General features: G+C 68.8%; 20 protein-coding genes. 10 read left to right on the plus strand and 10 right to left on the minus strand.

Annotated elements, in window-relative coordinates; all coding sequences use genetic code 11:
* Position 1: 1 nt before the first annotated feature.
* From PV762_RS05720 to PV762_RS05740, 5 genes are all read right to left on the minus strand, one after another.
* Positions 2 to 421, minus strand: coding sequence for a type IV pilin protein (locus PV762_RS05720; protein WP_421034063.1), 420 nt, complete (start codon positions 419 to 421; stop codon positions 2 to 4).
* Positions 418 to 1053: a pilus assembly FimT family protein gene (locus tag PV762_RS05725; RefSeq protein WP_421034064.1), complete on the minus strand. Its 636-nt coding sequence runs from the start codon at positions 1051 to 1053 to the stop codon at positions 418 to 420. The genes PV762_RS05720 and PV762_RS05725 overlap by 4 nt, the downstream gene beginning before the upstream one ends.
* 234 nt (positions 1054 to 1287) lie before the next feature.
* Positions 1288 to 1731, minus strand: a complete 444-nt coding sequence (gene nrdR, locus PV762_RS05730) for a transcriptional regulator NrdR (RefSeq protein ID WP_067271194.1) — start codon at positions 1729 to 1731, stop codon at positions 1288 to 1290.
* Positions 1732 to 1747: 16 nt separating this feature from the next.
* Positions 1748 to 2998 carry a serine hydroxymethyltransferase gene (gene glyA / locus PV762_RS05735; RefSeq protein ID WP_421034065.1) on the minus strand — a complete coding sequence of 417 codons (1251 nt, stop codon included), beginning with the start codon at positions 2996 to 2998 and terminating at the stop codon, positions 1748 to 1750.
* Positions 2999 to 3394: 396 nt separating this feature from the next.
* Complete coding sequence (locus tag PV762_RS05740) at positions 3395 to 4246, minus strand: transglycosylase SLT domain-containing protein (protein WP_421034066.1); 852 nt, start codon at positions 4244 to 4246, stop codon at positions 3395 to 3397.
* 306 nt (positions 4247 to 4552) lie between these two features.
* Between PV762_RS05740 and PV762_RS05745 the strand changes: the two genes are divergently transcribed.
* Positions 4553 to 6106 carry a UbiD family decarboxylase domain-containing protein gene (locus tag PV762_RS05745; RefSeq protein WP_421034067.1) on the plus strand — a complete coding sequence of 518 codons (1554 nt, stop codon included), beginning with the start codon at positions 4553 to 4555 and terminating at the stop codon, positions 6104 to 6106.
* 235 nt (positions 6107 to 6341) lie between these two features.
* Here PV762_RS05745 and PV762_RS05750 read toward each other — a convergent pair whose 3' ends face one another.
* Positions 6342 to 7109 (minus strand): YdcF family protein, encoded by a 768-nt coding sequence (locus tag PV762_RS05750; RefSeq protein ID WP_421034068.1) that lies wholly within the window; start codon positions 7107 to 7109, stop codon positions 6342 to 6344.
* Positions 7110 to 7197: 88 nt separating this feature from the next.
* On the opposite strand from PV762_RS05750, the gene PV762_RS05755 reads away from it, so the two are divergent.
* The 8 genes from PV762_RS05755 to PV762_RS05790 all read left to right on the plus strand — a co-directional run bounded on the left by PV762_RS05755 (position 7198) and on the right by PV762_RS05790 (position 19289).
* Positions 7198 to 11232 carry a DUF748 domain-containing protein gene (locus PV762_RS05755; protein WP_421034069.1) on the plus strand — a complete coding sequence of 1345 codons (4035 nt, stop codon included), beginning with the start codon at positions 7198 to 7200 and terminating at the stop codon, positions 11230 to 11232.
* A gap of 75 nt (positions 11233 to 11307) precedes the next feature.
* Positions 11308 to 13170: an ATP-binding protein gene (locus PV762_RS05760; RefSeq protein WP_421034070.1), complete on the plus strand. Its 1863-nt coding sequence runs from the start codon at positions 11308 to 11310 to the stop codon at positions 13168 to 13170.
* 55 nt (positions 13171 to 13225) lie between these two features.
* The gene (gene msrA, locus PV762_RS05765) at positions 13226 to 13801 is read left to right on the plus strand and encodes a peptide-methionine (S)-S-oxide reductase MsrA (protein ID WP_421034071.1); all 576 of its coding nucleotides are present in this window, start codon (positions 13226 to 13228) and stop codon (positions 13799 to 13801) included.
* Positions 13801 to 14505 carry an ABC transporter ATP-binding protein gene (locus PV762_RS05770; RefSeq protein ID WP_421034072.1) on the plus strand — a complete coding sequence of 235 codons (705 nt, stop codon included), beginning with the start codon at positions 13801 to 13803 and terminating at the stop codon, positions 14503 to 14505. The genes msrA and PV762_RS05770 overlap by 1 nt, the downstream gene beginning before the upstream one ends.
* A complete protein-coding gene (locus PV762_RS05775) occupies positions 14502 to 15791 on the plus strand; it encodes an FtsX-like permease family protein (protein ID WP_421034073.1) in 1290 nt (429 codons plus the stop codon). The genes PV762_RS05770 and PV762_RS05775 overlap by 4 nt, the downstream gene beginning before the upstream one ends.
* 163 nt (positions 15792 to 15954) lie before the next feature.
* Positions 15955 to 16524 carry a DUF3299 domain-containing protein gene (locus PV762_RS05780; RefSeq protein ID WP_421034074.1) on the plus strand — a complete coding sequence of 190 codons (570 nt, stop codon included), beginning with the start codon at positions 15955 to 15957 and terminating at the stop codon, positions 16522 to 16524.
* 15 nt (positions 16525 to 16539) lie between these two features.
* Positions 16540 to 16968: a hypothetical protein gene (locus PV762_RS05785; protein ID WP_421034075.1), complete on the plus strand. Its 429-nt coding sequence runs from the start codon at positions 16540 to 16542 to the stop codon at positions 16966 to 16968.
* A gap of 167 nt (positions 16969 to 17135) precedes the next feature.
* Complete coding sequence (locus PV762_RS05790; RefSeq protein WP_421034076.1) at positions 17136 to 19289, plus strand: TonB-dependent receptor; 2154 nt, start codon at positions 17136 to 17138, stop codon at positions 19287 to 19289.
* 133 nt (positions 19290 to 19422) lie between these two features.
* On the opposite strand, the gene mnmH is transcribed toward PV762_RS05790, so the two are convergent.
* The 4 genes from mnmH to PV762_RS05810 all read right to left on the minus strand — a co-directional run bounded on the left by mnmH (position 19423) and on the right by PV762_RS05810 (position 25005).
* Positions 19423 to 20490, minus strand: coding sequence for a tRNA 2-selenouridine(34) synthase MnmH (gene mnmH / locus PV762_RS05795; protein ID WP_421034077.1), 1068 nt, complete (start codon positions 20488 to 20490; stop codon positions 19423 to 19425).
* A 24-nt stretch (positions 20491 to 20514) separates the two neighbouring features.
* On the minus strand, positions 20515 to 23181 hold the full coding sequence (locus PV762_RS05800) for a [protein-PII] uridylyltransferase (RefSeq protein WP_421034078.1): 2667 nt from the start codon (positions 23179 to 23181) through the stop codon (positions 20515 to 20517).
* Positions 23182 to 23197: 16 nt separating this feature from the next.
* Entirely contained in the window at positions 23198 to 24016 is an 819-nt protein-coding gene (gene map / locus PV762_RS05805; RefSeq protein ID WP_421034079.1) for a type I methionyl aminopeptidase, read from the minus strand.
* A 161-nt stretch (positions 24017 to 24177) separates the two neighbouring features.
* On the minus strand, positions 24178 to 25005 hold the full coding sequence (locus PV762_RS05810) for an undecaprenyl-diphosphate phosphatase (RefSeq protein WP_421034080.1): 828 nt from the start codon (positions 25003 to 25005) through the stop codon (positions 24178 to 24180).
* Between the two features lie 338 nt (positions 25006 to 25343).
* Here PV762_RS05810 and PV762_RS05815 point away from each other — a divergent pair.
* Positions 25344 to 25621: TetR/AcrR family transcriptional regulator (locus tag PV762_RS05815; RefSeq protein ID WP_421034081.1), on the plus strand; the 278-nt coding region annotated here is incomplete at its 3' end.

The following is a 25621-nucleotide window of genomic DNA, read 5'->3' on the forward strand; positions in this document are numbered from 1 at the left end:
TTCATTGCGGCCAGCAGACCGTGGCCTGCTCGACACCGTGGTCGTCAAAGCCGGTCGTGACGGTCGACCCGAGTTCGAGCCGGAGCGTCAACACCCGGCACCGCCGATCGCCGAGCTGATTGCCCTGCGCGACCGCCTCCACCTGATAACGCGTCGCATCGGCCTGGACGACGCGCAATCGATAGAGGCCGCTCCGCGTCGTCGCGGATTGCCCCAGATCCTCCAGGCGGTCGGCGTAGCGGGGATTGCGCGAGCGGAAACGTTCCTGGGCGAGCTGCATGGCCTGCAGCGCCTCGCGCGCCTCGGCGCGCCGGCCCTTCATGACCTGCTCGCGGAATCCGGGCAGGGTCAGCGCCGCCAGTACGGACACGATCGCCAGCACGGTGAGCAGTTCGATCAGGGAAAAGCCTTGCGTCTTCATGCGCACCTCGGCAGGCGGCCCAGCGCGCCGTCGGGCGTGCAGCTGCGCACGCGGCCGGTGATGCTGACGATGTGGCGGACCGAGCCGATGCCGGTCATGCGGACCTCGATCGTGCCGCTCACCGACACCGTGCCCTGGCGGCCGCTGAACAGCATCGACGGCACGTTGGACACGATGTCCGCCTGGCCCCGGCTGCTCCGCCAGCGCATCTGCTTGATGGCCTGTGCGCCGCCGTCGCAGACGGGGGGCGCGTCCAGCCGGCAGTCGCAACTGGGGGCGGGCGCGGTGGCGGACGAGCTCGTGGGGCCCGGCGTGCCGGAGGCGACGGCACCCGTGTGCAGCACGTAGCAACGGCCACTGCCGCTGACGGCGGACACGTCGCCGCCGAAGCGCAGGATCACATTGCGCGCGCGCTGGATCGCTTCGCTGCGGGCAAGCTGGAGGTCGCCGAGGACCGCCTGCGCGGCGTTCGCGAGCCGCTGGCGCCAGACCCAGTCGCGCAGGTCGGGCGCGGCGAGCATGGCCGCGAACGCGACAAGCGCGAGGCTGACCAGAACCTCGATGAGGCTGATGCCGCGGGAGGCGGGTGCCGATGCGGCACGGCCGCGGGACGGGGAAGCTGAGGGTGACAAGGACGATCTCCCGAAGAGTTGCTGAGAACTCTAGGGAGATGGCCTGCGTTGCGCTTCGCCTTCAGGAGGGAAGCGCCGACCCGCTGAAGGGGGCCGGCTTTTGGGGGAGAAACCGGGGAGAACTCCGGCAGAAACAAGGGCGTTGGGGGATAGGCCTGAAATGCCCGTGAAGGCCGCGTGATCCCGGATCACGCGATGGCGAACTCGGATCGACGAACGCAGGCGTCGTGACGCTCAGATGTCGCGGATCAACTGCCGGAACTCGTCGACATCCTCGAACGAGCGGTACACCGAGGCGAAGCGCACGTACGCGACCTTGTCGATCCGCTTGAGCTCGCGCATCACGTGTTCGCCCAGCTTGGTCGACGGGATCTCGCGCACGCCCGTGCTGAGCAGCTTCTCCTGGATGCGCTCCAGCGCCGCGTCGATCTGCTCGATGCTCACCGGCCGCTTGCGCAGCGCCAGCGTCATCGACGCGCGCAGCTTGCCCATGTCGAACTCGGCGCGCGTGCCGTCCTTCTTCACGACCATGGGCAGCGCGATGTCCGCGCGCTCGTAGGTCGTGAAGCGCTTGTCACAGGACTGGCAGCGACGGCGGCGACGCACCACGTCGCCTTCGTCGGACTCCCGGGTCTCCGACACCTGCGTGTCGCCGTGACCGCAGAACGGGCATCGCATGCGCCGCGGACTCCGCTCAGCGGTAGACCGGGAACTGACGCGTCAGTTCGGCCACCTGTTCGCGCACGCGGGCCAGGTTGGCCTCGTCGTGCGGGTTGTCCAGCACGTCGGCGATCAGGTGGGCGGTCTTGCGGACCTGCTCCTCCTTGAAGCCGCGCGTGGTCATCGCCGGGGTGCCCAGACGGACGCCGCTGGTCACCATCGGCTTCTGCGGGTCGTTCGGGATGCCGTTCTTGTTGCAGGTCATGTGGGCGGCGCCCAGGATGGCCTCGGCTTCCTTGCCGGTCAGGTTCTTCGGACGCAGGTCCACCAGCATCACGTGGCTCTGCGTGCCGCCGGAGACGATGCGCAGGCCGCGCTCGATCAGCGTGTCGGCCAGCACCTTGGCGTTGGCCACGACCTGCTGCTGGTAGGCCTTGAACTCGGGCGTCAGCGCTTCCTTGAAAGCCACCGCCTTGCCGGCGATCACGTGCATCAGCGGGCCGCCCTGGATGCCGGGGAAGATCGCCGAATTGATCTTCTTGGCGATCGCCTCGTCGTTGGTCAGGATGATGCCGCCGCGCGGTCCGCGCAGGCTCTTGTGCGTCGTCGAGGTGACGACGTCGGCATGCGGCAGCGGGTTCGGGTAGACGCCCGCGGCGATCAGGCCGGCGTAGTGCGCCATGTCGACCATGAAGTAGGCGCCGATCTCCTTGGCGATCCTGCCGAAGCGCTCGAAGTCGATGTGCAGCGAGTACGCCGAGGCGCCCGCGATGATCAGCTTGGGCTTCTTCTCGCGCGCCAGCGCTTCCATCGCGTCGTAGTCGATGGCTTCCTGGGCGTCCAGGCCGTACGAGATGACATTGAACCACTTGCCGCTCATGTTCAGCGCCATGCCGTGGGTCAGGTGACCGCCTTCGGCCAGGCTCATGCCCATGATGGTGTCGCCGGGCTGCAGCAGCGCGAAGAACACGCCCTGGTTGGCCTGCGAGCCGCTGTTGGGCTGCACGTTCGCGAACTCGGCGCCGTAGATCTGCTTCAGGCGGTCGATCGCCAGCTGCTCGACGATGTCCACGTACTCGCAGCCGCCGTAGTAGCGCTTGCCGGGATAGCCCTCGGCGTATTTGTTGGTCAGCTGGCTGCCCTGGGCTTCCATCACCGCCGGAGAGGTGTAGTTCTCCGAGGCGATCAGCTCGATGTGGTCCTCCTGGCGCCGGGTCTCCTGCTGGATGGCGGCGAAGACTTCGGCATCGACGTTGGCGAGGGTCTGTTGGGTGCGGTCAAACATGATGATGTCGGCTCAAGGGTTGGCGCCGCCCGCCCGGCAGCGCATCGGCGCGATCGCGCGTCGGAAACGACGGCGAGGCGGCGACGGATGACGGAACGACGGCGGCCCAGGCGAACGGCACGGACAGCCGGGGTCGTCCCCGGCCGTTCGCGCTTCCCGGTGGTGGCCCACCTCGGGCGACGCCTGTGCGGAGACAGGATCGTCTCCGGGCAGGGCGCCCTGATCGCCAGTTGCGCGAAGTCCGCAGTGTAGCCGCACCGGCTCGGGGCGCCGGCCATCCCGTGACATTGTTCCCACGGTGGTGGGGCGAAGGCTTCGCCCAATGAAGAACGGGTTCCGATGGGAACCCGTTGTCGAAGGCGCACGAAAGGCGCGAGATCGGTGCGGAGGGCCCGGTCAGCGCATCACGGCGGTCATCGCGACCTGTTCGCCGGTCGAGGCCGGCGCGGACGCCGGCTCGCGGATCGGACGCGGCGCCGACGGGCTGATGTTGCGGCCCTGAGCGACGGCTTTCAGCAGGTCCTGTTCGGCCAGCACGCGGGAGGCATAACCGGTGTCGTCGGGCAGGTTGGCCGCGCCGACGTAGCGGCGCAGGCCTTCCTCGAGGTTGCCGGCGCGCTGGATGCATTCCTTCAGCACCTGCACGCCCACCCGCAGGTTGGTGACGGGGTCGAAGGCGGCGAAGTTGCCGCCGAAGGCCTCGTACTTGTCGTCATGCACGCGCGTCATCACCTGCATCAGGCCCTGGGCGCCGACGGCGCTCTGGGCGAAGGGGTTGAATCCGGATTCGATCGCCATGATGGACAGGATCAGCGTCGGCTCGACGCGGGCGCGCTGGCCCACATCCCAGGCTTCCTTGACCAGGCGGCTGACCGGCTCCGGCGCGACGCGGTAGCGCCGGGCCAGGTAGTTGGCCACCAGCGCCTGCTGACGGGTGAGCTCCTTCGGATCGACCGCGGTGGCGCGGCTGATCGCGTCGGGCTCGGCCATCAGGGCGAGCACGTCCCCGGAGGCTTCGACGCGCGCTTCGTGGCGGGCGTTGAGCCATCCCAGCACCTGGCCTTCGAGCTGCTGGCGCAGGTCGGCCTGGCTGGCGAAGACCAGCCCGACGGCGACGACGGCGAAGCCCACCAGGGCGAGCGTGTTGTGGCTGACGACCAGGAGGCCCTGGCCGATGTCCTTGACGAAAAGCACCAGGGCGGCTTGCGCCTGGCGGGGCAGGGATAGCAGGTCTGAACGCGCTGTCATGCGACTCCTTTCTCCGACCACACCCGGCGTCCGTCTGGCGAGCCGCTCGCAGCGTTCACTCGCCGGACAGCCACCTGGGGGTGGTGATAATGGGCCGGCTCGGGCGTCGTCGACGGCACGGAGGGCTCTCAGAGGGCTCCGGGCTCTTGATGCGACAGACGGGCGATCCAGCGTCCATTGGCAGCACACCGGTTTTGCGTCCCACAGCAAAGACCGGGATAACCCTGGGGTCAGGGCAGGGCGCGATTTTATGGATCAAAAATAACCCGTCAACCGTATGGGCCTTGTTCTTAACTACTTTGGGTTATGAAGTACCGAGATCTGCGTGACTTTATGGGCGCTTTGGAAGCCATGGGCGAGCTGCGCCGCGTGGCCGAGCCGGTGTCGCCGGTGCTCGAGATGACGGCCGTGAGCGACCTCGTGCTCAAGGCGGAAGGGCCGGCGCTGCTGTTCGAGCAGCCGACCGGACATCGCATGCCGGTGCTGGCCAACCTGTTCGGCACCCCGAGACGGGTGGCCCTGGGCATGGGGGCCGAGTCGACCACCCAGTTGAGGGAGGTCGGCCAGCTGCTGGCGACGCTCAAGGAGCCGGAGCCGCCGCGCGGCCTGCGCGACGTGGGCAAGCTGGCGCAGATGGGCAAGGCGCTGTGGGACATGAAGCCGTCGCTGGTGAAGCGGCCGGCCTGCCAGGAGCAGGTGATCGAGGGCGACGACGTCGACCTGAAGCGCCTGCCTATCCAGACCTGCTGGCCCGGCGACGTCGGCCCGCTGCTGACCTGGGGGCTGGTGGTGACGCGGGGACCGCAGAAGATCGCGAACCCGCGGCTGCGTCAGAACCTCGGTATCTATAGACAGCAGCTGATCGGCAAGCGTCAGCTGATCATGCGCTGGCTGGCGCATCGGGGCGGTGCCCTGGATTTCCGCGACTTCGGCATCGCGAACCCGGGACAGCCGTTCCCCATCGCCGTGGCGCTGGGCGCTGATCCCGCGACCACGCTGGGTGCGGTCACGCCGGTGCCCGACACGCTGTCCGAGTACCAGTTCGCCGGCCTGCTGCGCGGTTCGAGGACCGAAGTCGCCGATACGAATGTCGGCGAGGCCGGCCGCATGCTGCAGGTGCCGGCGACGGCGGAGATCGTGCTCGAAGGCCATATCCCGCCGGCGGTGACGGGCTTCACCGGCCACAGCGAGGACGGCATCCCGCTGAAGGAGAAGGGCGGCTACCTGCACGCGTTGGAAGGTCCCTACGGCGACCACACCGGCTACTACAACGAGCAGGACTGGTTTCCCGTCTTCGAGGTGAACCGGATCACCCAGCGCGACGGCGCGATCTATCACTCGACCTACACCGGCAAGCCGCCCGACGAGCCCGCCGTCCTGGGCGTGGCGCTGAACGAGGTGTTCGTCCCCATCCTCCAGAAGCAGTTCCCGGAGATCGTGGACTTCTATCTGCCGCCCGAAGGCTGCAGCTACCGGATGGCGGTCATCTCGATCAAGAAGGCCTACCCCGGCCACGCCAAGCGGCTGATGTTCGGCCTGTGGAGCTATCTGCGCCAGTTCATGTACACGAAGTTCATCGTGATCGTGGATGAGGATGTGGACATCCGCAGCTGGCAGGACGTGATCTGGGCGATCACGACGCGCATGGACCCGGTGCGGGACACGACGCTGGTCGAGGGCACGCCGATCGACTACCTGGACTTCGCCTCCCCGGTCAGCGGACTGGGCGGGAAGATGGGCCTGGACGCGACCAACAAGTGGCCGGGCGAGACGCCGCGCGAATGGGGCCGGGTGATCGAGATGCCGGCCGAGCAGAAAGCGCGCGCGGCGGATCTCTATCAGCGTTTGTTCGGGGGCTAGGAAACTACCGGTTCGGGGGCTGGCGGCTTGAAACCGCCGCCGCGCGGACCTAAGGTTGTCTGGCCTTTCCGGCACTTCAACTGGCGCAGTCTCTGCGCGCCAGGAGCCCTGCGGCAGTTCGCCGCGGAGCCCCAAAGGCGGCTGGTCCGCCCACCCCTTCCTCGTCCGGCACGTCCGGCGCGGAGGGGGTTTCTATTTGGGGGTCGTGCCGAGGGACGGCGCTTCGAGGCGGCGCTCAATGCCCGGCGAGGTACCCCAGCCATTCGTAGCCCAGGTAACGCGCCCGCGCGGTGCCTTCCTGCGAGGGCAGCAGGTCGCGCCACTCGAAGCCGGGGACCGTCAGGCCCAGCGGCGCAGGAACCACCTCGACCTCCGGCGGCAGCGCCTCGCGGAAAGCCCGCAGTGCGCGGCGCATGTGCACGTCGTGCGTGACCAGCACGACGCGCCGGACCGGCCGGTCGCGCAGCAGTTCGGCGGTGAAGCGCGCGTTCTCGCGCGTGTCGGTGGCGCGATCTTCCTTGGCCGCCAGGGCGAAACCGAATTCCTGCGCCGCGGTGCGCTCGGCCAGCGCGGCTTCCGTCATGTGGCTGTCCGGCGCGTCCTTGGGTTTTCCGCCGGTGAACATCAGCGGGAGGCCGGTCTGCCTCGACAGCCAGATGCCGTACCGCAGCCGCTCGACGGAGATGACCTTGAGCTGGGAGTTGCCGTATTCCGGCATCAGCTTGCGGGCGCCGCCGCCGAGCACCACGATGATGGATTGCGCCGGCGGCACCTCCTTGAGGCGCTCGACCTCGACGGCCTGCTGTCGCCCCAGCAGGCGATCCTGCAGCCACAGCGCGCCGAGCTCGGTGCTGCCGATCCAGACGGCGACCAGGCCGGTCGCGAACAGCGCGCCGGAGAGCCAGCGGCGGCGATGCCGCAGCCACCAGCCGAGCAGCAGCAGCGGAAAGGCGCCGGTGGGCGGCAGCAGGAACGCTGCGACCGCATGTATCAGGTCGTTCATCGAGAGCCGGGGATCGGTGTCAGGTGTTGAGGCCCGCCAGCATAATCAGCTTCCTTGACGACTCGTCCGGGTTTCGCCGGCTGCCCCCGTGTTCTTCTCTGCTCTTCCGGTCTGGCCGCGGCGCGCGCTGCGTGTGCTTGTGGGTCTGGTGCTGTCCGTGGTCGCGCTGCTGCTGTTGACGTGGGTGGCGCTGCCGATGTGGATCGAGCGGGCGGGTGTCAGGATCGCGTCGGAACGGCTGGGACGCCCGGTCACGCTGGGCGGCGCGAGCTTCATGCCGTGGCGGCTGGCCCTCACGCTGCATGAATTGAAGATCGCCGGACCGACCGCCGGCGCGCCGCCGATGTTTGAAGTGAGCCGCGTGCGCACGGTGGTGTCGCCGCGCTCGCTGTGGCACCTGGCGCCGGTGCTGTCGTCGTTGAGCGTGACGTCGCCGCGCGTGCGCGTCGCGCTGCTGCCCGACGGCAAGACCGATCTGGACGACATCCTCGCCCGACTGGCCGCCGCGCCCAAGGCGCCGACCCCGCCGGACGACGGGCCGGCCGAGGCGGCGCTCTACAACATCGAACTCACCGACGGCGAGCTTCGCCTGGACGACCGCACGGCCGGCATGATCCACGAGCTGAAGGCGCTGCATCTCGGCATCCCGTTCCTGTCGACGCTGGATGCGGACGTCGAGGTCCACGTGCAGCCCCGCCTGTCGGGGCGCCTGAATGGCGTCGGCTTCCAGAGCGAAGGCCAGGTGCAGCCTTTCGCCGACACACGCAGCGCGAGCATGACGGTCAAGCTCGACGCGCTGGACCTGTCGGCCTACCGCGCCTATTGGCCCCAAGCGCTGCCGCTGCGGCTGGCCAAGGGCCTGGTCGAATCGCAGCTCACGCTGGATTTCAAGCAGCCCCCGAAGCAGCCGCCCGAGGTCAAGATCAGCGGTCTCGCGTCGGTGCGCGATCTGTCGCTGCAGCGGCGCGCCGACGGCAAGGCGGACGGCAAGACGGACGGCGGTTGGGACAACTGGCTGCGCTGGCGGGCGTTGAGCGTCGAGCTGGCGGACGTCCAGCCGCTGAAGCGCCAGGTGCTGTTGGGCGTGGTGAGCCTGAAGCAGCCGGAGTTGCTGATGGGGCGCGACGCGCAAGGCCGCCTGTGGCTGCCGGCGATGTCGGCAACGACGGCGTCGTCGAAGCCGGCCCCGGCGACGCCGCCGGCCAAGTCCGCGGCGCCCTGGCGCGTCGGCGTGCGGCAACTGGCGCTGGACGGGGGGCGGGTCGGCTGGACCGATGAGACGCTCCGTCCCGCGTCGCGATGGAACGTCGACGGGCTATCGGTCAAGGGCAGCGGGCTGAACTGGCCGCTGACCGCGAAGGCGGCTCCGGTGGAGATCGCCGCGACCCTGTCGCCCGAAAGCGCAAAGACGCCGGCCGCGCTCAGCGGCAAGGGCGAGGTCGGTGCGAAAGGCGTCGTCCTCGACTGGGCGTTGAAGGATCTCGCGCTGGAATTCCTCGCGCCCTATCTGAAGGCGGCGACGCCGCTGTCGGTGCAAGGCCGCTTCGCGACGCAGGGAGCCGTGCGCGCGGGGCCGACCGGTGAAGACCTCAAACTGTCGTTGAAGGCGTTGAGCCTCGACGACCTGCGGTTGGCGGACGGCAGGAAGCCGGTGCTCGCGCTGAAGCAACTGAGCCTCGATCAGGCGGAACTCGCGCTGGACACTCGCAGGCTCACGGCGGGGCGGCTGGCGCTGGTGGCGCCGAAGGTCCAGCTGGGCCGCGACAAGGCCGGCACGTGGAGCTGGGCGTCCTGGATGGGCGCGGTCTCTCAAGCGACGGGCGGGCAGGGCGCCGCCATCGCGGCGACCACGCCTCGCCAACGGCGCGAAGGCCGGCCCGAGGGGCGCAGCGATCGATTGACGCTGGACGTGCCCGAGGTGCTCCACAGTCCCGCGACGTCCGCGGAGCCGATGACGGCGCCTATTGCGGCGCCGGCCAATGCCGCGCCCTGGACCGCGCAGATCGCCGAGATCGCCGTCGAAGGCGGTGAGGCGACCCTGCTCGACCTGGCGACGCATGTGCTCGACGACGAGCCCGCCCGTCCGATCGGCGTGCAGGACCTGGTGCTCAAGGTGTCCGGCATCGACTGGGACGGCCGCCAGCTGCGCAAGCCGCTGCCCGTGCAACTGGGGGCCACGCTGCGGCGGCCCGACGCGACGCGCCGCAACCTGCGCGAGGTGCCGACGTTCCGCTGGGACGGTCAACTGGCGCTCGCGCCGTTGAAGGCGTCGGGGCGCCTCACGGCCGCGCGCCTGCCGCTGCATTGGGCCGATCCCTACCTGGATCCGTCCATCGGCATCCATCTGCAGCGCGCCGAAGGGTCGATGCGCGGCGGATTCGAGTTCACCGAGACGCCGAAGGGACCGGCGGTGCGCGCCGGGGGCGAGCTGGCGATCGCCGATCTCCGCCTGCGCCAGGCGCGGCTGCAGGACGGCAGGCGCCGTTCGGCCGAGGACCTGCTGAGCTGGCAGGGCCTGAAGCTCGGCGGGCTGCGGCTGGCGCTGGCGCCCGGCGGCGCCCCGGACGTGAAGATCCAGCAGGCCGTGCTGGACCAGTTCTACGCCCGCCTGATCATCAGCGAGCAGGGCCGCCTGAACCTGCGCGACCTGAACCAGACCGAGCAGGGCCAGGCGGTGGCCGCCGTCGCGGGTACGCCGGCGGCATCCGCACCGGTGGCGGCGGCGGTGGCCCGGGCGAGCTCGGCCCCCGACGTGGCGGCGGCCTCGACAGGCTCCGCCGCGCCTGCCGGCGCCGCCGCGTCCGCGGCCGGCGCGCCGCCGCTGCGGATCAGCATCGCCGAGACCCGCGTCAACGGCGGCAAGGTCGACTTCAACGACCGCTTCATCAAGCCCAACTACAGCGCCAACCTGAGCGAACTGACGGGGACGCTGGGCGCGTTCTCGGCGGGTTCGGCGGCGATGGCGCCGCTGCAGCTCAAGGGCAAGGTCGAGGGCACGGGGCTGCTGGACGTCAGCGGCCAGCTGAACCCGAGCGGCGCGCCGCTGGCGCTCGACATCACCGCGAGCGCGACCGACATCGAGCTCGCGCCGCTGTCGCCCTACGCGGGCAAGTACGCGGGCTACGCGATCGAGCGCGGCAAGCTGTCCACGCGGGTCCATTACCAGATCGAGCCCGGCGGTCGCCTGGAGGCCGACAACAAGATCGTCTTGAACCAGTTGACCTTCGGCGACCGGATCGACAGCCCGACGGCGACGCGGCTGCCTGTCAAGCTGGCGGTGGCGCTGCTCAAGGACAGCGACGGCGTCATCGACGTCAACCTGCCGGTCAGCGGCTCGCTCAACGACCCGGAGTTCAGCGTCGGCAGCCTGGTGGTCAAGCTGATCGTCAACCTGCTGACGAAGGCGCTGACGGCGCCGTTCTCGCTGCTGTCGGGCGGCGGCGGAGGTGCCGAGATGAGCCAGCTGGAATTCCAGCCGGGCACCGCGGCGTTGCAGCCGGAGGCGGCGAAGAAGCTGGAGCCGCTGACCAAGGTGCTGGCCGACAAGCCGGTGCTGCAATTGAGCATCACCGGCTGGGTCGATCCCGAGGGTGAGCGCCGCGCGGCGCAAGGGGCCCGGCTGGAAGACGCCCTGATCGCCGAGCGCCGCCGCGAGATGCGGCGCGCGGCGGTCACGCAAACGGTGAACGCGCCGACGTCGGTCGCTCCCGGTGCATCTGATGCATCTGGTGCATCTGGTGCATCCGGTCCGACGGCCTCCGCCAATGCGGGGCTGGCGCCGGTCGTGCTTGACGACGCGCAGCGCACGCGCCTGCTCAAGGTCGTCTACGACAACGCCAAGCTGCCCGACAAGCCGCGCAACGTCATCGGACTGTCCAAGGACATCCCGGCGGCGCAGATGCGCGAGCTGCTGATGGACAGCTATACCGTCACCGACGAGCAGTTGCGCGAGCTGGCCCTGCAGCGCGCGGTCGCCGTGCGCGACGCGCTGCTGGCGCGCGGCGTGCCGAACGCGCGCATGTTCCTCGCGTCGCCCAAGCTGCACTCGAAGGACGACGAGCGCGGCGCCGACAAGGACAAGGCCTGGTCGCCGCGCGTCGATCTGGCGCTGAGCGCACAGTAGCCTCGAATCCGGCGCCGTCGAACGGCCGTAAGATGATTTGATTCAAGTGCCGCCGTCGAGGCGGGGAATGAGCAGATGGCCCGGATCAATCTTCGGAAATTCATTGCGGAGCACTACCGCGGCGGAGTCTCGGCACGCGACGTGATTCGCGAGGCCATCACCAACTCGATCCATGCCGGCGGACGCCATATCGCGGTGGATCTTCATTTCTCGGAGAAGAACGGCGAGTTGTTCCAAGGCACCGAAGTGCGGAGCGTGCTGGAGCAGATCACCATTGCGGACGATGGCGAAGGGTTCACTCACGAGAACCTCCAGTACTTCGACGAGATCTGCACCGGGCACAAGGATGAAATCGGCGGCAAGGGCGTGGGTCGGCTCGCGTTTCTCAAGTACGCCCGAGTGGTCCAGATCGAGAGCCAACTGCCGGAGCGCCAGGTCCAGTTCAGCTACACGCCCGAGTTCACGCTCGATGATGTGCGTTACGCCGATGTCGCCGGACCGTCCCGCACATCGATCGTCCTTCGTGACCTGAAGGAGCGGATCAACACGCAGGTCACGAAGCTGGTGAACTCTATCTGCGATGATCTGCGATTGCTGCTCTTCCTCAAGGCGCGGCAAGGGCATCAGATCTCGGTCACATTCCGCCACAACTCCCGCCAGCCGTTCGACGACGAGTTCATCTTTTCCGGGAACGAGGTCAAGGCGGTCGCCGAACACGAATTCTCGGTCGGAGACGAGCAGTTCCGCTGTTATCTGTTCCGTGATGAGTTGCCGCGCAAGGGCATCGCGGCCATGCTGTGCGCCGACGAGCTCTGCATCGAAGAGTGCGTGATCAGCCGTCGTTTCGATGTCTGCCGGCATCTGATCTTCATCACCTCCAGCTACTTCAACGACCGCTCCGACATCGAACGGCAGCGCCTGGAACTCCCGCGCACCGAGGATGACGTGGACATGATCTCGCCGATCAGCCGGGAACGGCTGATGCCGCGCATCGAGGCCGAGTGCATGCGGCTCATCCGGGGCTCATCCAATAGCGGCATCGACGAATTCAAGTCGAACAACCTGGGTCGATTGCGCAAGTACTACCCGTTCATCCGGCTGGAGTCGCTCGGCGGCAATGCCGCGCTCCTGGACGCGGACGAGATCGTCAAGACGTATCGCGCGCAACAGGCGCGGCGCGAGGATCAGGTGGTCGAGGCCCTGGAGAGCGGGCGCGAAGTCTCCCTTGATGATGTCTCCCATCTGGCGAGCGAAGACCTGGCGCGGTTCATCGTCCACCGGGCCCTCGTGATCGATTCCCTGGCCAACCTGCCGCAGGATTGCGTGGAGGAGGTGGTCCACAACGCGATCCTCCCGAAGAAGAGCGACGGCTCGAATCTCCGGGAGAACAACGTCTGGCTGGTGGATGACAAGTTCCTCTCCTATTCGAGCATCCACAGCGACGAGCGGCTGCAGCAGATCCTGGAAGAGGTCGGACACGGTCTCGAAGGCAAGTTGCAACGGCGACCGGACGTCGCGGCCTTCTTTTCCAAGGACAGCGACGATCAGCCCAACAAGCTGGTGATCATCGAATTCAAGAAGCCCGCGGCGGACATCTTCGAGAACAACAAGTCGCTGTTGCAGTGCCGTCTCTACGCGAGCGCGCTGGCGGATCGCATTCCCACGGTCAGGGAAGTCTTCGCGTTCTCCATCGTCGAGGTGGATGACGAGTTCTACCGGGACTTGAAGCAGACCGGTTTCAAGGATGTCTTTTCCCTGTCCGAGCGGGTGGTCTACAACGACTTCCTGATCGGGCAGTCCAGCGATGTGCCGCTGCACCTGTATGTGACGCCAGCCTCGTCCCTCATCCGCGATGCCAAGGCGCGGAACAGGGTGTTCGAGGAAGTCCTCCAGTTCGACCTCGCTCATCAGCCGGCCGGCGCTGCGGGCGAGGCTTGAGGAATCCGCCGAAGACGCCATGTAGGGCGATCGAACCACGAGCCAAGGACCCGCCATGACCACCACCCCGAACCCCGTCCAACTCCAGCCCGGTGAGGACCTCATCACCCTCGGCGGCGGCTGCTTCTGGTGCACCGAGGCCGTGTTCCTGCGCGTCAAGGGCGTCCTCGGCGTGGAGTCCGGCTACACCAACGGGCCGCTCGCCAGCCCGAACTACGAGCAGGTCTGCTCCGGCAGCACCGGTCACTCCGAAGTCGTTCGCGTGCGCTTCGATACGACGGTCGTGAGCCTGGAGGACCTGCTGCAGGTCTTCTTCACCATCCACGATCCGACGACGCTGAACCGCCAGGGCGCCGATGTCGGCACGCAGTACCGCTCCGGCATCTACTACACGCGGCCCGACCAGCTCGCCGTGATCCGACAGGTCGTCGACGAGGCGCAGCGCGCGCACGGCGGCAAGGTCGTCACCGAGATCCAGCCGGAAGACAACTACTGGCCCGCCGAGGCGTATCACCAGGACTACTTCGCCAACCACCCGGAGCAGGGCTACTGCGCCTTCGTGGTCGCGCCCAAGGTCGACAAGTTCGCCAAGAAATTCAAGGAACTGCTGAAGGACGAGGCGGGCGGTTGATGGTCGTTCTTGACGGACTGCGCTTCCGTTATGGCGCCGACCGCGACCGCGCGTCCGGCGTCGACCTGCGGTTCCCGCATTTCGCCTTGCCCGCGGGCGGGCACCTGCTCCTGCGCGGTGCGTCCGGCAGCGGCAAGAGCACGCTGCTGGCCTTGATGGCGGGACTGCAGACGCCGGCCGGCGGGCGGCTGACGATGGCGGGCGTCGAGGTCGGCGCGCTGGTGCCGGCCGCGCGCGATGCCTGGCGCGGCGCTCACCTCGGCTTCATGCCGCAGCGCTTGCACCTCAGTCCCTCGCTCAGCGTCCGCGACAACCTGTCGCTGCCCTACGTGGCGGCCGGCCTGGCACCGGACCTCGCGCGCATCCGGGCCTTGCTCGACGAGCTCGGCATAGCCGCGCTCGAGGATCGTCGCCCCCATGCGCTCAGCCAAGGGCAGGCGCAGCGGGTGGCGCTCGCCCGCGCGCTGCTGCGCGCGCCACGATTCGTGCTGGCCGACGAGCCCACCGCCAATCTCGACGACGAGGCCTGCGACGCGACGCTGGCGCTGCTTCGACGCGCCGCCTCCGAGCACGGCGTCTGCCTGATCATCGCGTCGCATGACGCCCGGATCGATGCCGCCTGGGCCGGCTGGTCGCCGCTGCAGCGCTTGCGGCTGCCGGGGCGGAGCGCCGACGCCGCTGCCTCTCCGGCAGCCATCCCATGAGCCGCGCGCCGCTGAACCTGCCGCGCCTGGCGTGGCGTTATCTCTGGGCGCGGCCGATGCTGACCGCGCTCAACCTGATGCTGCTCAGCCTCGGCCTGGCCGCGATCGGCTTCGTCCTCCTCGTCAGCGAGCAGTTGGAGCAGGGCCTCAAGCGCGATCTCGGCGGCATCGATCTGGTCGTCGGCGCGAAGGGCAGCCCGATGCAGATCCTGCTCGCGGGCGTGTTCCACCTCGACCAATCGACCGGCAACATCCCGGTGGCCACCGTGTCGCAGCTGCGCGCGCAGCCGCTGGTCGCGCAGGCGGTGCCGATCTCGCTCGGCGACAGCTTCCAGGGTTTCCGCATCGTCGGCACCATGGCCGACTATCTGGCGCTGTACCAGCTGTCGTTGGCACGGGGCCAGTCGTGGAAGGCGCCGATGCAGGCGCTGCTCGGCGCGGAAGTGGCCAGACGGTCCGGGCTGAAGCCGGGTGACCGCTTCCACGGCACGCACGGCCTCGCGTCCGGCGGCGACGAGCATGAGGCCGCCTACGAGGTGACCGGTGTGCTGGCGCCGACCGGAGGCGTCGTGGATCGGCTCGTGCTGACCGACCTGGCTTCCGTCTGGGAAGCCCATGCGGCGCACGGGCTCGGGAAGTCGGCGACCGCGGGTGGGGACGAGCACGACCCGCACGGGCACGAAGGACACGAAGGGCAAGGCGCACAGGAGACCCACGAAGTCCATCCAGACGAGGCGTCGCTGGAGGTCAGCATGGTGCTGGTCCGCTATCGCAGTCCGCTGGCCGCGGTGATGCTGCCGCGCTGGGTGAATGCGCAGCCGGGCCTGCAGGCTTCGGTGCCTGCGCTGGAGACGGCACGGCTGCTGAGCATGGTCGGCGTGGGCGTCGACGTGCTGCGCGGCTTCGGCGCCGTGCTGCTGCTGGCGGCGGCCTTGTCGGTGCTGGTGGCGCTGCTGCACGCGGTGCGCGAACGCCAGGGCGATCTTGCGATGCTGCGGATGCTCGGCGCCACGCCGATGCGCGTGGCCGCGCTGATCGCCATGGAGGCGCTGATGCTGGCGGGACTCGCCACGCTGCTCGCACTGGGCCTGTCCCATGCGCTGACGGCGGGGCTGGGCGCAGTGCTGGCGCAGCAGCAGTCGGTGCGGATCTCCGGCCTCTGGGTCTCCGGCTGGGAGGCGCTCGTGCCGGCTCTGGCGCTCGGGCTGGCCCTGATCGCCGCAGCCTGGCCGGCGTGGCGCGGCTATCGGCTTGATGTCACCGAGCTGCTCCAGACGCCGCGCTGAGTACGTCTCACCCGGACCTTGCGCCGGGTGGTCATCGAGCCGGTGCACAATGGTGAGCTTTACGCGGCGCAAAGGCCGCACTCACGCCGCGACCTCGGCCACCGTTGGACATCCGCTCGCCATCCGCTCGCCATCCGCTCGCCATCCGCTCGACATCTGCTCGATGACCCCTCGATCCACCACCGCTGAAACGCTGACCCGCCGGGCCGCAGTCGCGCTCGTGACGATCGTCATGGGCGGCGTGGCCTGCGCGCAGGCCACGACATCGAGCGCTTCCGCGACGGCAACGGCTCCCTCGGGCGCGGCGATGCCGATGGGCTCCGGCCCCGGTTATCACGACCCGCGCAGCCCCTTCAAGCCGCTGCAGGAGGTCGAGGGCGTCGTCAGCTGGAAGCTGCTGTCCTCGGTCACCGTCAAGGCGGACAAGAGCAAGGTGATCCCGACGTTCCCGTCCGGCGTGCTGGCGCTGAACCAGCGCACGGTGAAGGTCCAGGGCTTCATGATGCCGCTGGAGCCGGGCGACAAGCAGAGCCACTTCCTGCTGTCGTCGGTGCCGACGAGCTGCTCGTTCTGCGTGCCCGCGGGACCGGAGGGACTGGTCGAGGTGCGCAGCAGGACGCCGGTGCGCTACACGCTGGACGTCGTGACCGTGGAAGGCCAGTTGGCCGTCCTCAACGACGATCCCTACGGCATGTTCTATCGCGTGACGGACGCTGTCCGCGCGACGCGCTGAGGGCGGTCGGTCCCGATGTTGCGCTCGACCACGATCGCCATGACCCGCCAGCAGCGCTGGTGGATCTGGTGGTGCGTGGTCGCCGTGGTGGGTTTCCAGGCGCTGGGGCTGGTGCACCGCGCATTGCACGGTGGGCCGATGCCCGAACCCGTCCGTCTCGCCGTCTTCGCCGCGAAGCAGGTCGCCGCGATCGAACGGGCCGCGGCAGCCGCACTGGCAACGTCCGGCGATGCGCAAGAGGACTCGCTCCTGACCTTCGGACACGTCGCCGGCTCCGGCGACTGCCAGCTCCTCGACCAGCTCAGCCATGTGCTGGGCCCGATCGTCCAGTCTTCCGCCTGGACCGCGCTCCCGCCGGACGTTCCCGCCGGCGTCGACCAGCCCCACGACGCCACGCTCGCGCAACAGTGGCGAAAAAGCGCCCGCGGGCCGCCGAGAGCCTGACACCTCCCTCGATTCCGCCCTTGCTCAGGCGCGTCCGTTCCGGGCGTGTCCGTTCATGCGACCGGGCCGTTCGCGCATGCCGTCGGCATCGCGGCGCACCGGCATGGGCCCCACCAAGAATTTGATGGCGCCGCGGCATTCAGCCGCCGGTGCTCGAGAGTGTTTCCATGGCCATCCTGTCCACTTCGATCCGTTCGTCGGCGCTGTCGCGCGCCCCTTTCCAACCCACGATGCTGGCCCTCGCGCTGAGCGTCGCCGGCGGCGCCTGGGCGCAGCAGGCGCCGGCCGCTCCGGCGCCTGCGGCCGCATCCGCCGCGGCCGCATCGACCTCGGCTGCGGCCGATGGCGGCACCGCGTCCGGCGGCGCCGACCGGCCCCACAAGCACAAGCTCGACGTGGTCGTCGTGACCGGCAATCCCTTGAGCCAGAAGGAACTCGCCGCGCCGGTGCAGGTGCTGAGCGGCGATGCGCTGACGTTGAAGCGCGGCGCCAGCCTCGGCGAGACGCTCGACGGCCTGGCGGGTGTGGGCTCGACCTACTTCGGCCCGAACAGCAACCGGCCGACGATGCGCGGTCTCGACGGCGACCGCGTGCGCATGCTCAGCAACTCCGGCGCTTCCGTCGACGCGTCGAGCCTGAGCTTCGACCACGCGCTGCCGGTCGATCCGCTGGTGCTGACGCGTGTCGAGGTGCTGCGCGGCGCCGCCGCGCTGCAATACGGCGGCAACGCGATCGGCGGCGTGGTCAACGCGATCGACAACCGCATCCCGCGCCTGGCGCAGCCCGGGCTGAACGGCGCGGCCGAGGTGCGCCTGGGCGGCGCGTCGAATGAACGCGGCGGCGCGGTCGTGCTGGACGGCGGCACCAACGCTGTCGCCTGGCACGTCGACGCGGCCGACAGCCGCGCCGACGACCAGCGCGTCCCGCGTTTCGACAGCGAGGACGGCTCGTCCACGCACGTCCGCAACTCCGATAGCCACGGCCGCAGCGGCGCGGTGGGCGGCTCGCTGCTGTTCTCGAAGGGCTACGCCGGCGTGTCGGTGGAGGACTATCACAACGACTACGGCGTCACCGTCGAGCCCGACGTGCGCATCGAGATGCAGCGCCAGCGTCTGGCGACCGCCGGCGAATGGCGCGATCCGCTGCCGGGGCTCGCGCGCGTGACCTGGCAGTTCGCGAGCAGCCGCTACAAGCACCAGGAAGTGGAGGGCAGCGGCGAGGTCGGCACCGTCTTCTCGTCCGACGGCAAGGACGGCCGCATCGAGGCGACGCATTCGGCCTTCCAGGGCGGCTGGGGCTCGATGCAGGGCGTGCTCGGCTGGCAATGGGAACTCAGCGATTTCTCCGCGCTCGGCGAGGAGGCGCTGGTGCCCGGCACGAAGACGCGCAACAACGCGCTGTTCCTGATCGAGCAGTTCCGTTCGGGCCCGTGGAGCCTGCAGGCCGGTGCGCGCGCGGAGCGCGTCAACATCGGCTCGACCGGCGGCGACGAGGAGCGCTTCGGCGATCCGGTGACGCGGCGCTTCAGCCCGAAGAGCGTCTCGCTGAGCGGCGCCTACGAACTCGGCAACGGCTTCAGCCTGTCCAGCAACCTGAGCAGCAGCCAGCGCGCGCCGACGTTCTATGAGCTGTTCGCGAATGGCGTGCACGTGGCGTCGGGCGCGTACGAGGTGGGGAACGTCAACCTCGGCCTCGAACGCGCGAAGGCGGTCGACCTGGGGCTGCACTGGAAGCAGGGCGACGCGAAGTGGAGCGTGCAGGTCTACCAGACGCGCTTCTCCAACTACATCGCGCTGGACGCGAGCGGCCGCAGCATCGAGGAAGTGGGCGAGGACGGCGAGATCGCCTCCGTGCCCGAGTACCTGTACCGCGGCGTGCGTGCGCGCATGCACGGCGTGGAACTGGAAGGCAGGCAGCCGCTGCCCCGGCTGGCGGGTTGGGATCTGACGCTGGGCACGACGATCGACCTGGTGCGCGGCACCAACCGCGATACGAGCGAGCCGTTGCCGCGTCTGGCGCCGGTACGAGGCAGCGTGTCGATCCAGGCGGAGAGCGGGCCGTGGCTGCTCCAGGCGGAACTGCGCGGCGCCATGCGCCAGGACCGCGTGCCCGCGCTGGACACGCCGACGGCGGGCTACGGCGTCCTGCGGCTGAACATCGCGCGCCACTTCGACATCGGCAACCTGGACGCGATGTGGTACGTCAAGCTGGACAACCTGGCCAACAAGCTGGCCTACAACGCCGGCAGCGTGCAGACGATCCGGGAGCTGACGCCGCTGCCGGGGCGCAGCATCTTCGCGGGCTTGCAGGTCAAGTTCTGAGCCTTCTTTCTTACTCCCTCTCCCGCACTGCGGGAGAGGGGCTTAGAAGAAGAGGCTTAGAAGGAGAGGCTTAGAAGGAGAGGGGCTGAGAAGGCGCAGACCTAAAGAGGCTGGCGCTGGCCCTGCCGCTGCTTCAACCGCGCGCGAACGCCAGGATCTCTTCCGCGGCCCGGGCGGTGGCTTCGGCGCTGCCATCGCGCAATCCGATCCGCGGCGCGTCGACGAGCTTCGGAAAGTGGTTGGTGAGCGAGCGTTCATAACCCGGATCGTAGTGATCCCGCATCAATTCCCCGAACACCTCCGCCCACTGTCCACCGACGGCCAGGGCTTGCCACCGGGCGACCCGTTCCCGACCCCGCAGGCTCACCAGCCCGCCGATGAGCGCATTGAAGGTCTCCGGCCTGTCCTTGAAATGCGCGTAATCCTCCAGCAGCAACTGCACGCGTCCTTCGTCGGCCATGTCGATCCAGACGCACCGCCCGTGCTCCCGCAATCGGAGATGGAGGGCCTCCGGCAACTGCACGCCGCCGATCTTCCGGCTCTCGCTTTCGACGAACACCGGCCGGTCCGGATCCAGCTTCACCAGCGCCTGCCACAACGCCGTGTCGAACGCCTTCTGGCTGGGCTGCGGCTGATCGGGCAGGGCGCCCAGCACGGAGCCGCGATGCCGCGCCAGCGCCTCCAGGTCGAGCACCTGCGCCCCCGCGCCGGCGAGCGCCTGCAGCAGCCGCGTCTTGCCCGACCCGGTACGTCCGCACAGCACGACGAAATCGAAGCGTGCCGGCTGTTCCCCCAGGGTCTTGATGACTTCACCCCGGAACGCCTTGTACCCGCCCACCAACTGGAGCGACTTGAATCCGATCTGGTTCAGGAACCAGTTCATCGCGCCGGACCGCTGGCCGCCGCGCCAGCAATAGACCAGCGGACGCCAGTGCTTCTGCATCAGCGGCCGATTGGCATCGAGGTGCTTGGCGATGTTGCGCGCGACGATCGCCGCGCCGACTTTGCGGGCTTCCAGCGGGTCCTGCCGGTACAGCGTGCCGACGATGCGTCGCTCCTCGTTGTCCAGCACCGGCCAGTTCAGCGCGCCGGGCAGGTGGTCCTCCGCGAACTCGCCGGGGGAGCGCACGTCGATCACGGTGCTGAACCCGCCGAGTCGGGCGAAGGCCTCGGCCGACGGGATCACGTGGTACTGGCTCACTGGCTCATGGCCTCGCTGGATGCCTCACTGGACCGACAAGGCGTCCAGCAGTTCGGTTTCGATCTGGAGCTGGGTGCGGTTCTGCTGCAGCGCGGCGCCGTCCAGCAGGAATGTGTCCTCGACGCGTTCGCCCAAGGTCGAGACCTTGGCGAGCTGCAGGTTGATGCCATGCCGCGCGAGTACCCGGGCGATGGCGTACAGCAGCCCGGCGCGGTCGGTGGCGCTGACGGACAGCAGCCAGCGCTGCGCACGCTCGTCGGGCCGCAGCGCGATGCGCGGCGTGAAGGGGAAGCTCTTCACGCGCCGTGACAGCCGGCCCTTGCGGGGCTCGGGCAGCGGTCCCTGCGCGACCAGGGCCTGCCCGAGCTTGGACTCGACCAGCGCCGTGAGGTCGCGGTGGTGCAGGTCGAGCTCGGGCGCGATGACCTGGAAAGTGTCCAGCGCATACCCGGTGCGGGTGGTGTGGACCTTGGCATCCAGGATGTTGAAGCCCGCGCCGTCGAAGTAGCCGCAGATCCGCGCGAACAGGTCCTGCAGGTCCTTCGCGTACACCAGCACCTGCAGGCCTTCGCCGACCGGGGACGGTCGCGCCCGCACCACGGGCTCCACGCTCTCCACATGCCGCCACAGGGCCCGCGCATGCCAGGCCAGATCGGGCGCGTCGTGGCGCGCGAAGTAGCTCAGGTCCAGCGTCTTCCAGAGCGCATCCTCGGTGCCCGGCAACTGCGCCTTCAGCGCCAGTTCCTGCCGCGCCTCCTGCTTGCGCGCCTCGATCTCCGCGGCCATGTTCAGCTTCGCGCCGCCGAGCGCGCGCAACGTCAGCCGGTACAGGTCCTCCAGCAGCTTGCCCTTCCACGCGTTCCAGACCTTGGGTCCGGTGCCGCGGATGTCGGCGACCGTCAGCAGGTAGAGCGCGGTCAGCGTGCGCTCGTCCTTCACCAGCTGCGCGAAGTGCTGGATGACCTCGGGATCCGACAGGTCCTCCTTCTGCGCCACGCGCGACATCGTCAGATGGTGCTCGACCAGGAACACGACCAGCGCCGCGTCCGCCTTCGGGAGCCCGTGCGCGCGGCAGAAGCGTTTGGCCTCGGCCGCGCCGAGGTCGGAGTGATCGCCGCCGCGTCCCTTGGCGATGTCGTGGAACAGCGCCGCGACGTACAGCGCCGAGGGGCGGTCGAACTGCGCCGCCAGCTGCGAGCAGAACGCGTATTCGTGGGTGTGCTCAGGGATGAAGAAGCGCCGGATGTTGCGCAGCACCATCAGGATGTGCTGATCCACCGTGTAGACGTGGAACAGGTCGTGCTGCATCTGCCCGACGATGCGCCGGAACACCCACAGGTAACGCCCCAGCACCGAGGTCTGGTTCATCAACCGGAACGCATGCGTCTGTCCCTGCGGTTCCTCCAGGATGCGCATGAACATCGCGCGGTTGGCCGGGTCGCGACGGAACGCGCTGTTCATCAGTCCGCGCGCGTTGTACAGCGCGCGCAGCGTCTTCGCGGACAGGCCCTTGATGCCGGGCGTCTGCTGGTAGATCAGGAAGGTCTCGAGGATCGCGTGCGGCTCGCGCTCGTAGAGATCGTCGGAGGCGATCTCCAGCATGCCGCTGCGCTCCAGGAAGCGCTCGTTCACCGGTCGCAGGCCGTTGTCGCGGGTGTCGTTGATCTGCTCTTCCAGGTTCAGCAGCGTGATCTGGTTGAGCTGCGTCACCGCCTTGGCCGCCCAGTAATAGCGGCGCATCAGCTTCTCGGAAGCGCGCAGCGACTTTGTCGACTCGTACCCGAAGCGCTCGGCCACCGCCGTCTGCAGGTCGAAGACCAGCCGGTCCTCGCGGCGTCGGGCGGCCAGGTGCAGCTGGCAGCGGATGCTCTTGAGCACGCCTTCGTTGCGCTGCAGCTGGCGGGCCTCGAAGGTGGTGATCAGGCCCTTGGCCGCCAGCTGGGGCCAGGTCTTGCCCAGGCCCGCGCCGCGCGCGATCCAAATCAGCACCTGCAGGTCCCGCAGGCCGCCGGGGCTTTCCTTGATGTTGGGTTCGAGCGCGTAAGGCGTCTCTTCGTACTTGGTGTGGCGCTGGCGCATCTCCAGCGTCTTGGCGCGCATGAATGCGCGTGCGTCCATCGCCGTGCAGAAGGCCTTGTCGAAACGCTTGACCAGCGGCTTCGCGCCGGCCAGCCAGCGCGACTCCAGCAGCGCGGTCTGGATGGTGACGTCGCCGGCGGCTTCGTCCAGGCATTCCTTGACCGACCGCACCGAGGAGCCGATCTCCAGCCCGATGTCCCAGCAGGCGGTGATGAAGGCCTCGATCGCGTGCTTGAGCGGGCCGGGCTGATCCGGCGTGGCGCCGTCGGGGAGCGTGTCGGGCAGCAGCAGCAGGACGTCGACGTCCGAATGCGGGAACAGCTCGCCGCGTCCGTAGCCGCCGACCGCGACCAGCGCGGCCTCGGGCGCCGCCGCGGCGATGCCCGATTGCGTCCACAGCGCCTGCAGGGTGCCGTCGACGTGCCGGGCCAGCTGCCGCATCAGGCGGGTGGCCGCGGACACGCTGGCCTTGACCGACGCGAAGTCGTCCAGCAGCGCCTGCTTGCCGGCCTTGAACTGCTGGCGCAGGTCGGCGACCGACGGCCCGGCCGCGGGCAGCGCCGACGGGTCGTTCGAGGAAGCGCCGACCTCGCCGGGCGTCCTGGCGTTCATGGGCGGGCCGCGGCGATCAGGCCGGCACGGCCTGGGGCAACGCGAAGGCCGGCGGCGGCGGCGTGCCGGCCGACTGCGTCAGGATCTCGAAGCCGGTCTCGGTGACCAGCACCGTGTGCTCCCACTGCGCCGACAGCGAGCGGTCCTTGGTGACGATGGTCCAGCCGTCGCCCATCTCGCGGATCTCGCGGCGGCCGGCGTTGATCATCGGCTCGATCGTGAAGACCATGCCGGGCACCAGCTCCTCGAGCGTGCCGGGACGCCCGTAGTGCAGCACCTGCGGCTCCTCATGGAACTTCTGGCCGATGCCGTGGCCACAGAACTCGCGCACGACGCTGAAGCCGGCGTTCTCCGCGAAGGTCTGGATCGAGTGGCCGATGTCGCCCAGGCGCGCGCCCGGCTTGACCTTCTGGATGCCCTTCCACATCGCCTCGTAGGTGAAGGCGCACAGCCGCTTGGCCGCGATCGAGCCCTCGCCGACGACGAACATCCGGCTCGTGTCGCCGTGCCAGCCGTCCTTGATGACGGTCACGTCGATGTTGACGATGTCGCCGTTCTTCAGCGGACGGTCATTCGGAATGCCGTGGCACACCTGATGGTTGATCGAGGTGCAGATCGACTTGGGGTAGGGCGAATAGCCGGGCGGCTGGTAGTTCAGTGGGGCGGGGATGCCCTGCTGGACGTTCACGATGTAGTCGTGGGCCAGCTTGTCGAGGTGCTCGGTGGAGACGCCCGGCTTGACGTGCGGGGTCAGCATGTCCAGCACCTCGGACGCCAGACGGCCGGCGATGCGCATGGCGTCGATGTCGGCGCCGGTCTTGATCGTGATGGTCATGGACTCAATTTTAGCTGGCGCCAGCCGGAAACGCCGGCCCATGGCAGGAGGCCCCGGAGGTGGCCGACTTTTCAAGCGGAGCCCGGACAAGCGGAGCCCGAGATCGGGCGCCGCCAGGCTCACGGGCTTGCCCCCGGGGGCCGGCGCAGCCGGAAGGGGGCTTATTCAGCCCAGACGATGACGCCGGTGTATGCGGTGATGAGCACCACGATCCCGAAAGCGATCCGGTACCAGGCGAAGGGCACGAAGCTGTGGCTGGCGATGTACTTCAGCAGCCAGCGCACGCAGATCCAGGCGCTGACGAAGGAGAAGAACAGTCCGACCGCGAACAGCGGGATGTCGCCGGTCGACAGCACCGAGCGTTCCTTGTACAGGCTGTACAGGCCGGCGCCGATCAGTGTCGGGATGGCCAGGAAGAAGCTGAAATCGGTGGCCGCCTTGCGCGACAGGCCCAGCAGCATGCCGCCGATGATGGTCGCGCCGGAGCGGCTGGTGCCCGGCACCATCGCCAGGCACTGGACGAAGCCGACCTTGAGCGCATCCATCGGCGTCATCTGGTCCACGTCCTGGATGCGCACCGTGGTCTGCTGGCGGCGCTCCGCCCACAGGATGATGAAGCCCCCGAGGATGAAGGTGCTCGCCACCACCACGGGGGTGAACAGGTGTTCCTTGATGACCTTGCCGAACAGCAGGCCCAGGATGACGGCGGGCAGGAAGCCGATGGCCACGTTCAGCACGAAGCGGCGGGCGCGCGCGTCGCTGCCCAGGCCGGCCGCGGTTTCGCGCAGGCGCTGCCAGTACACGATGATCACCGCGAGGATCGCCCCGGTCTGGATGGCGATGTCGAACACCTTGCCCCGCGCATCCTCGAAACCGCCCAGCAGCGCGCCCGTCAGGATCAGGTGGCCGGTCGACGAGATCGGCAGGAATTCGGTCAGGCCTTCGACGATCCCCATGATCGCGGCCTTGATCAACATCAGAGTGTCCAAACTTCGACTCCAGAATGCCGCCTCGCTCGGGGGTGGAGGCGGGTCGGCGGGGATCATAGCCGTCGCTCGAACACGATTTGCCGCAGTGCAGCACCCGGATGGGCGGGTCTGGCGTGAGGGTTCCGTGAGTCGGGCGTGAAGGCCTTCAGTCCCCCTTAAAGGGCTCCGTGCCAGGCCTTGCCCGGGTAGGGCGGCGCTTGACCAGTTCGAAAGGCCGCCGCTACATTACTGACCGGTTAGTCAGTTATTGACTGCGCAGACCCCGCGCGCCGCCCGCGCCCCTCACCCCCACCCTCTCCCGCAAGCGGGAGAGGGAGCAAGCCGTCCGCTCGTTCAACATGCCTCGCGCTTCCGCCAAGACCGCCAGCCCGGCGCCGTCGTCCACTCGACAGCGGCGCAAGGAGGCGCGGCCGCAGGAATTGCTCGAGGCGGCGCTGTCGCTGTTCGTCGAGAAGGGCTTCGCCGCCACCCGGTCGGAGGAGGTCGCCGCCAAGGCGGGGGTGTCCAAGGGGACGCTGTACCTCTACTACCCCTCCAAGGAGGAACTCTTCAAGGCGGTGGTGCGTGAGTCCATCGGCACCAAGATCGCCGAGGGCGTGTCGGAGCTGGGCAAGCA

The organism is Mitsuaria sp. CC2, assembly GCF_048957715.1.
Taxonomy (GTDB): Bacteria; Pseudomonadota; Gammaproteobacteria; order Burkholderiales; family Burkholderiaceae_C; genus Roseateles.

Coding starts and splice junctions, on each gene's coding strand:
- PV762_RS05720 (WP_421034063.1), bottom strand. CDS start 421: ATGAAGACGCAAGGCTTTTCCCTGATCGAACTGCTCACCGTGCTGGCG.
- nrdR (WP_067271194.1), bottom strand. CDS start 1,731: ATGCGATGCCCGTTCTGCGGTCACGGCGACACGCAGGTGTCGGAGACC.
- glyA (WP_421034065.1), bottom strand. CDS start 2,998: ATGTTTGACCGCACCCAACAGACCCTCGCCAACGTCGATGCCGAAGTC.
- PV762_RS05740 (WP_421034066.1), bottom strand. CDS start 4,246: ATGACAGCGCGTTCAGACCTGCTATCCCTGCCCCGCCAGGCGCAAGCC.
- PV762_RS05745 (WP_421034067.1), top strand. CDS start 4,553: ATGAAGTACCGAGATCTGCGTGACTTTATGGGCGCTTTGGAAGCCATG.
- PV762_RS05750 (WP_421034068.1), bottom strand. CDS start 7,109: ATGAACGACCTGATACATGCGGTCGCAGCGTTCCTGCTGCCGCCCACC.
- PV762_RS05760 (WP_421034070.1), top strand. CDS start 11,308: ATGGCCCGGATCAATCTTCGGAAATTCATTGCGGAGCACTACCGCGGC.
- msrA (WP_421034071.1), top strand. CDS start 13,226: ATGACCACCACCCCGAACCCCGTCCAACTCCAGCCCGGTGAGGACCTC.
- PV762_RS05770 (WP_421034072.1), top strand. CDS start 13,801: ATGGTCGTTCTTGACGGACTGCGCTTCCGTTATGGCGCCGACCGCGAC.
- PV762_RS05775 (WP_421034073.1), top strand. CDS start 14,502: ATGAGCCGCGCGCCGCTGAACCTGCCGCGCCTGGCGTGGCGTTATCTC.
- PV762_RS05780 (WP_421034074.1), top strand. CDS start 15,955: ATGACCCCTCGATCCACCACCGCTGAAACGCTGACCCGCCGGGCCGCA.
- PV762_RS05785 (WP_421034075.1), top strand. CDS start 16,540: ATGTTGCGCTCGACCACGATCGCCATGACCCGCCAGCAGCGCTGGTGG.
- PV762_RS05790 (WP_421034076.1), top strand. CDS start 17,136: ATGGCCATCCTGTCCACTTCGATCCGTTCGTCGGCGCTGTCGCGCGCC.
- PV762_RS05800 (WP_421034078.1), bottom strand. CDS start 23,181: ATGAACGCCAGGACGCCCGGCGAGGTCGGCGCTTCCTCGAACGACCCG.
- map (WP_421034079.1), bottom strand. CDS start 24,016: ATGACCATCACGATCAAGACCGGCGCCGACATCGACGCCATGCGCATC.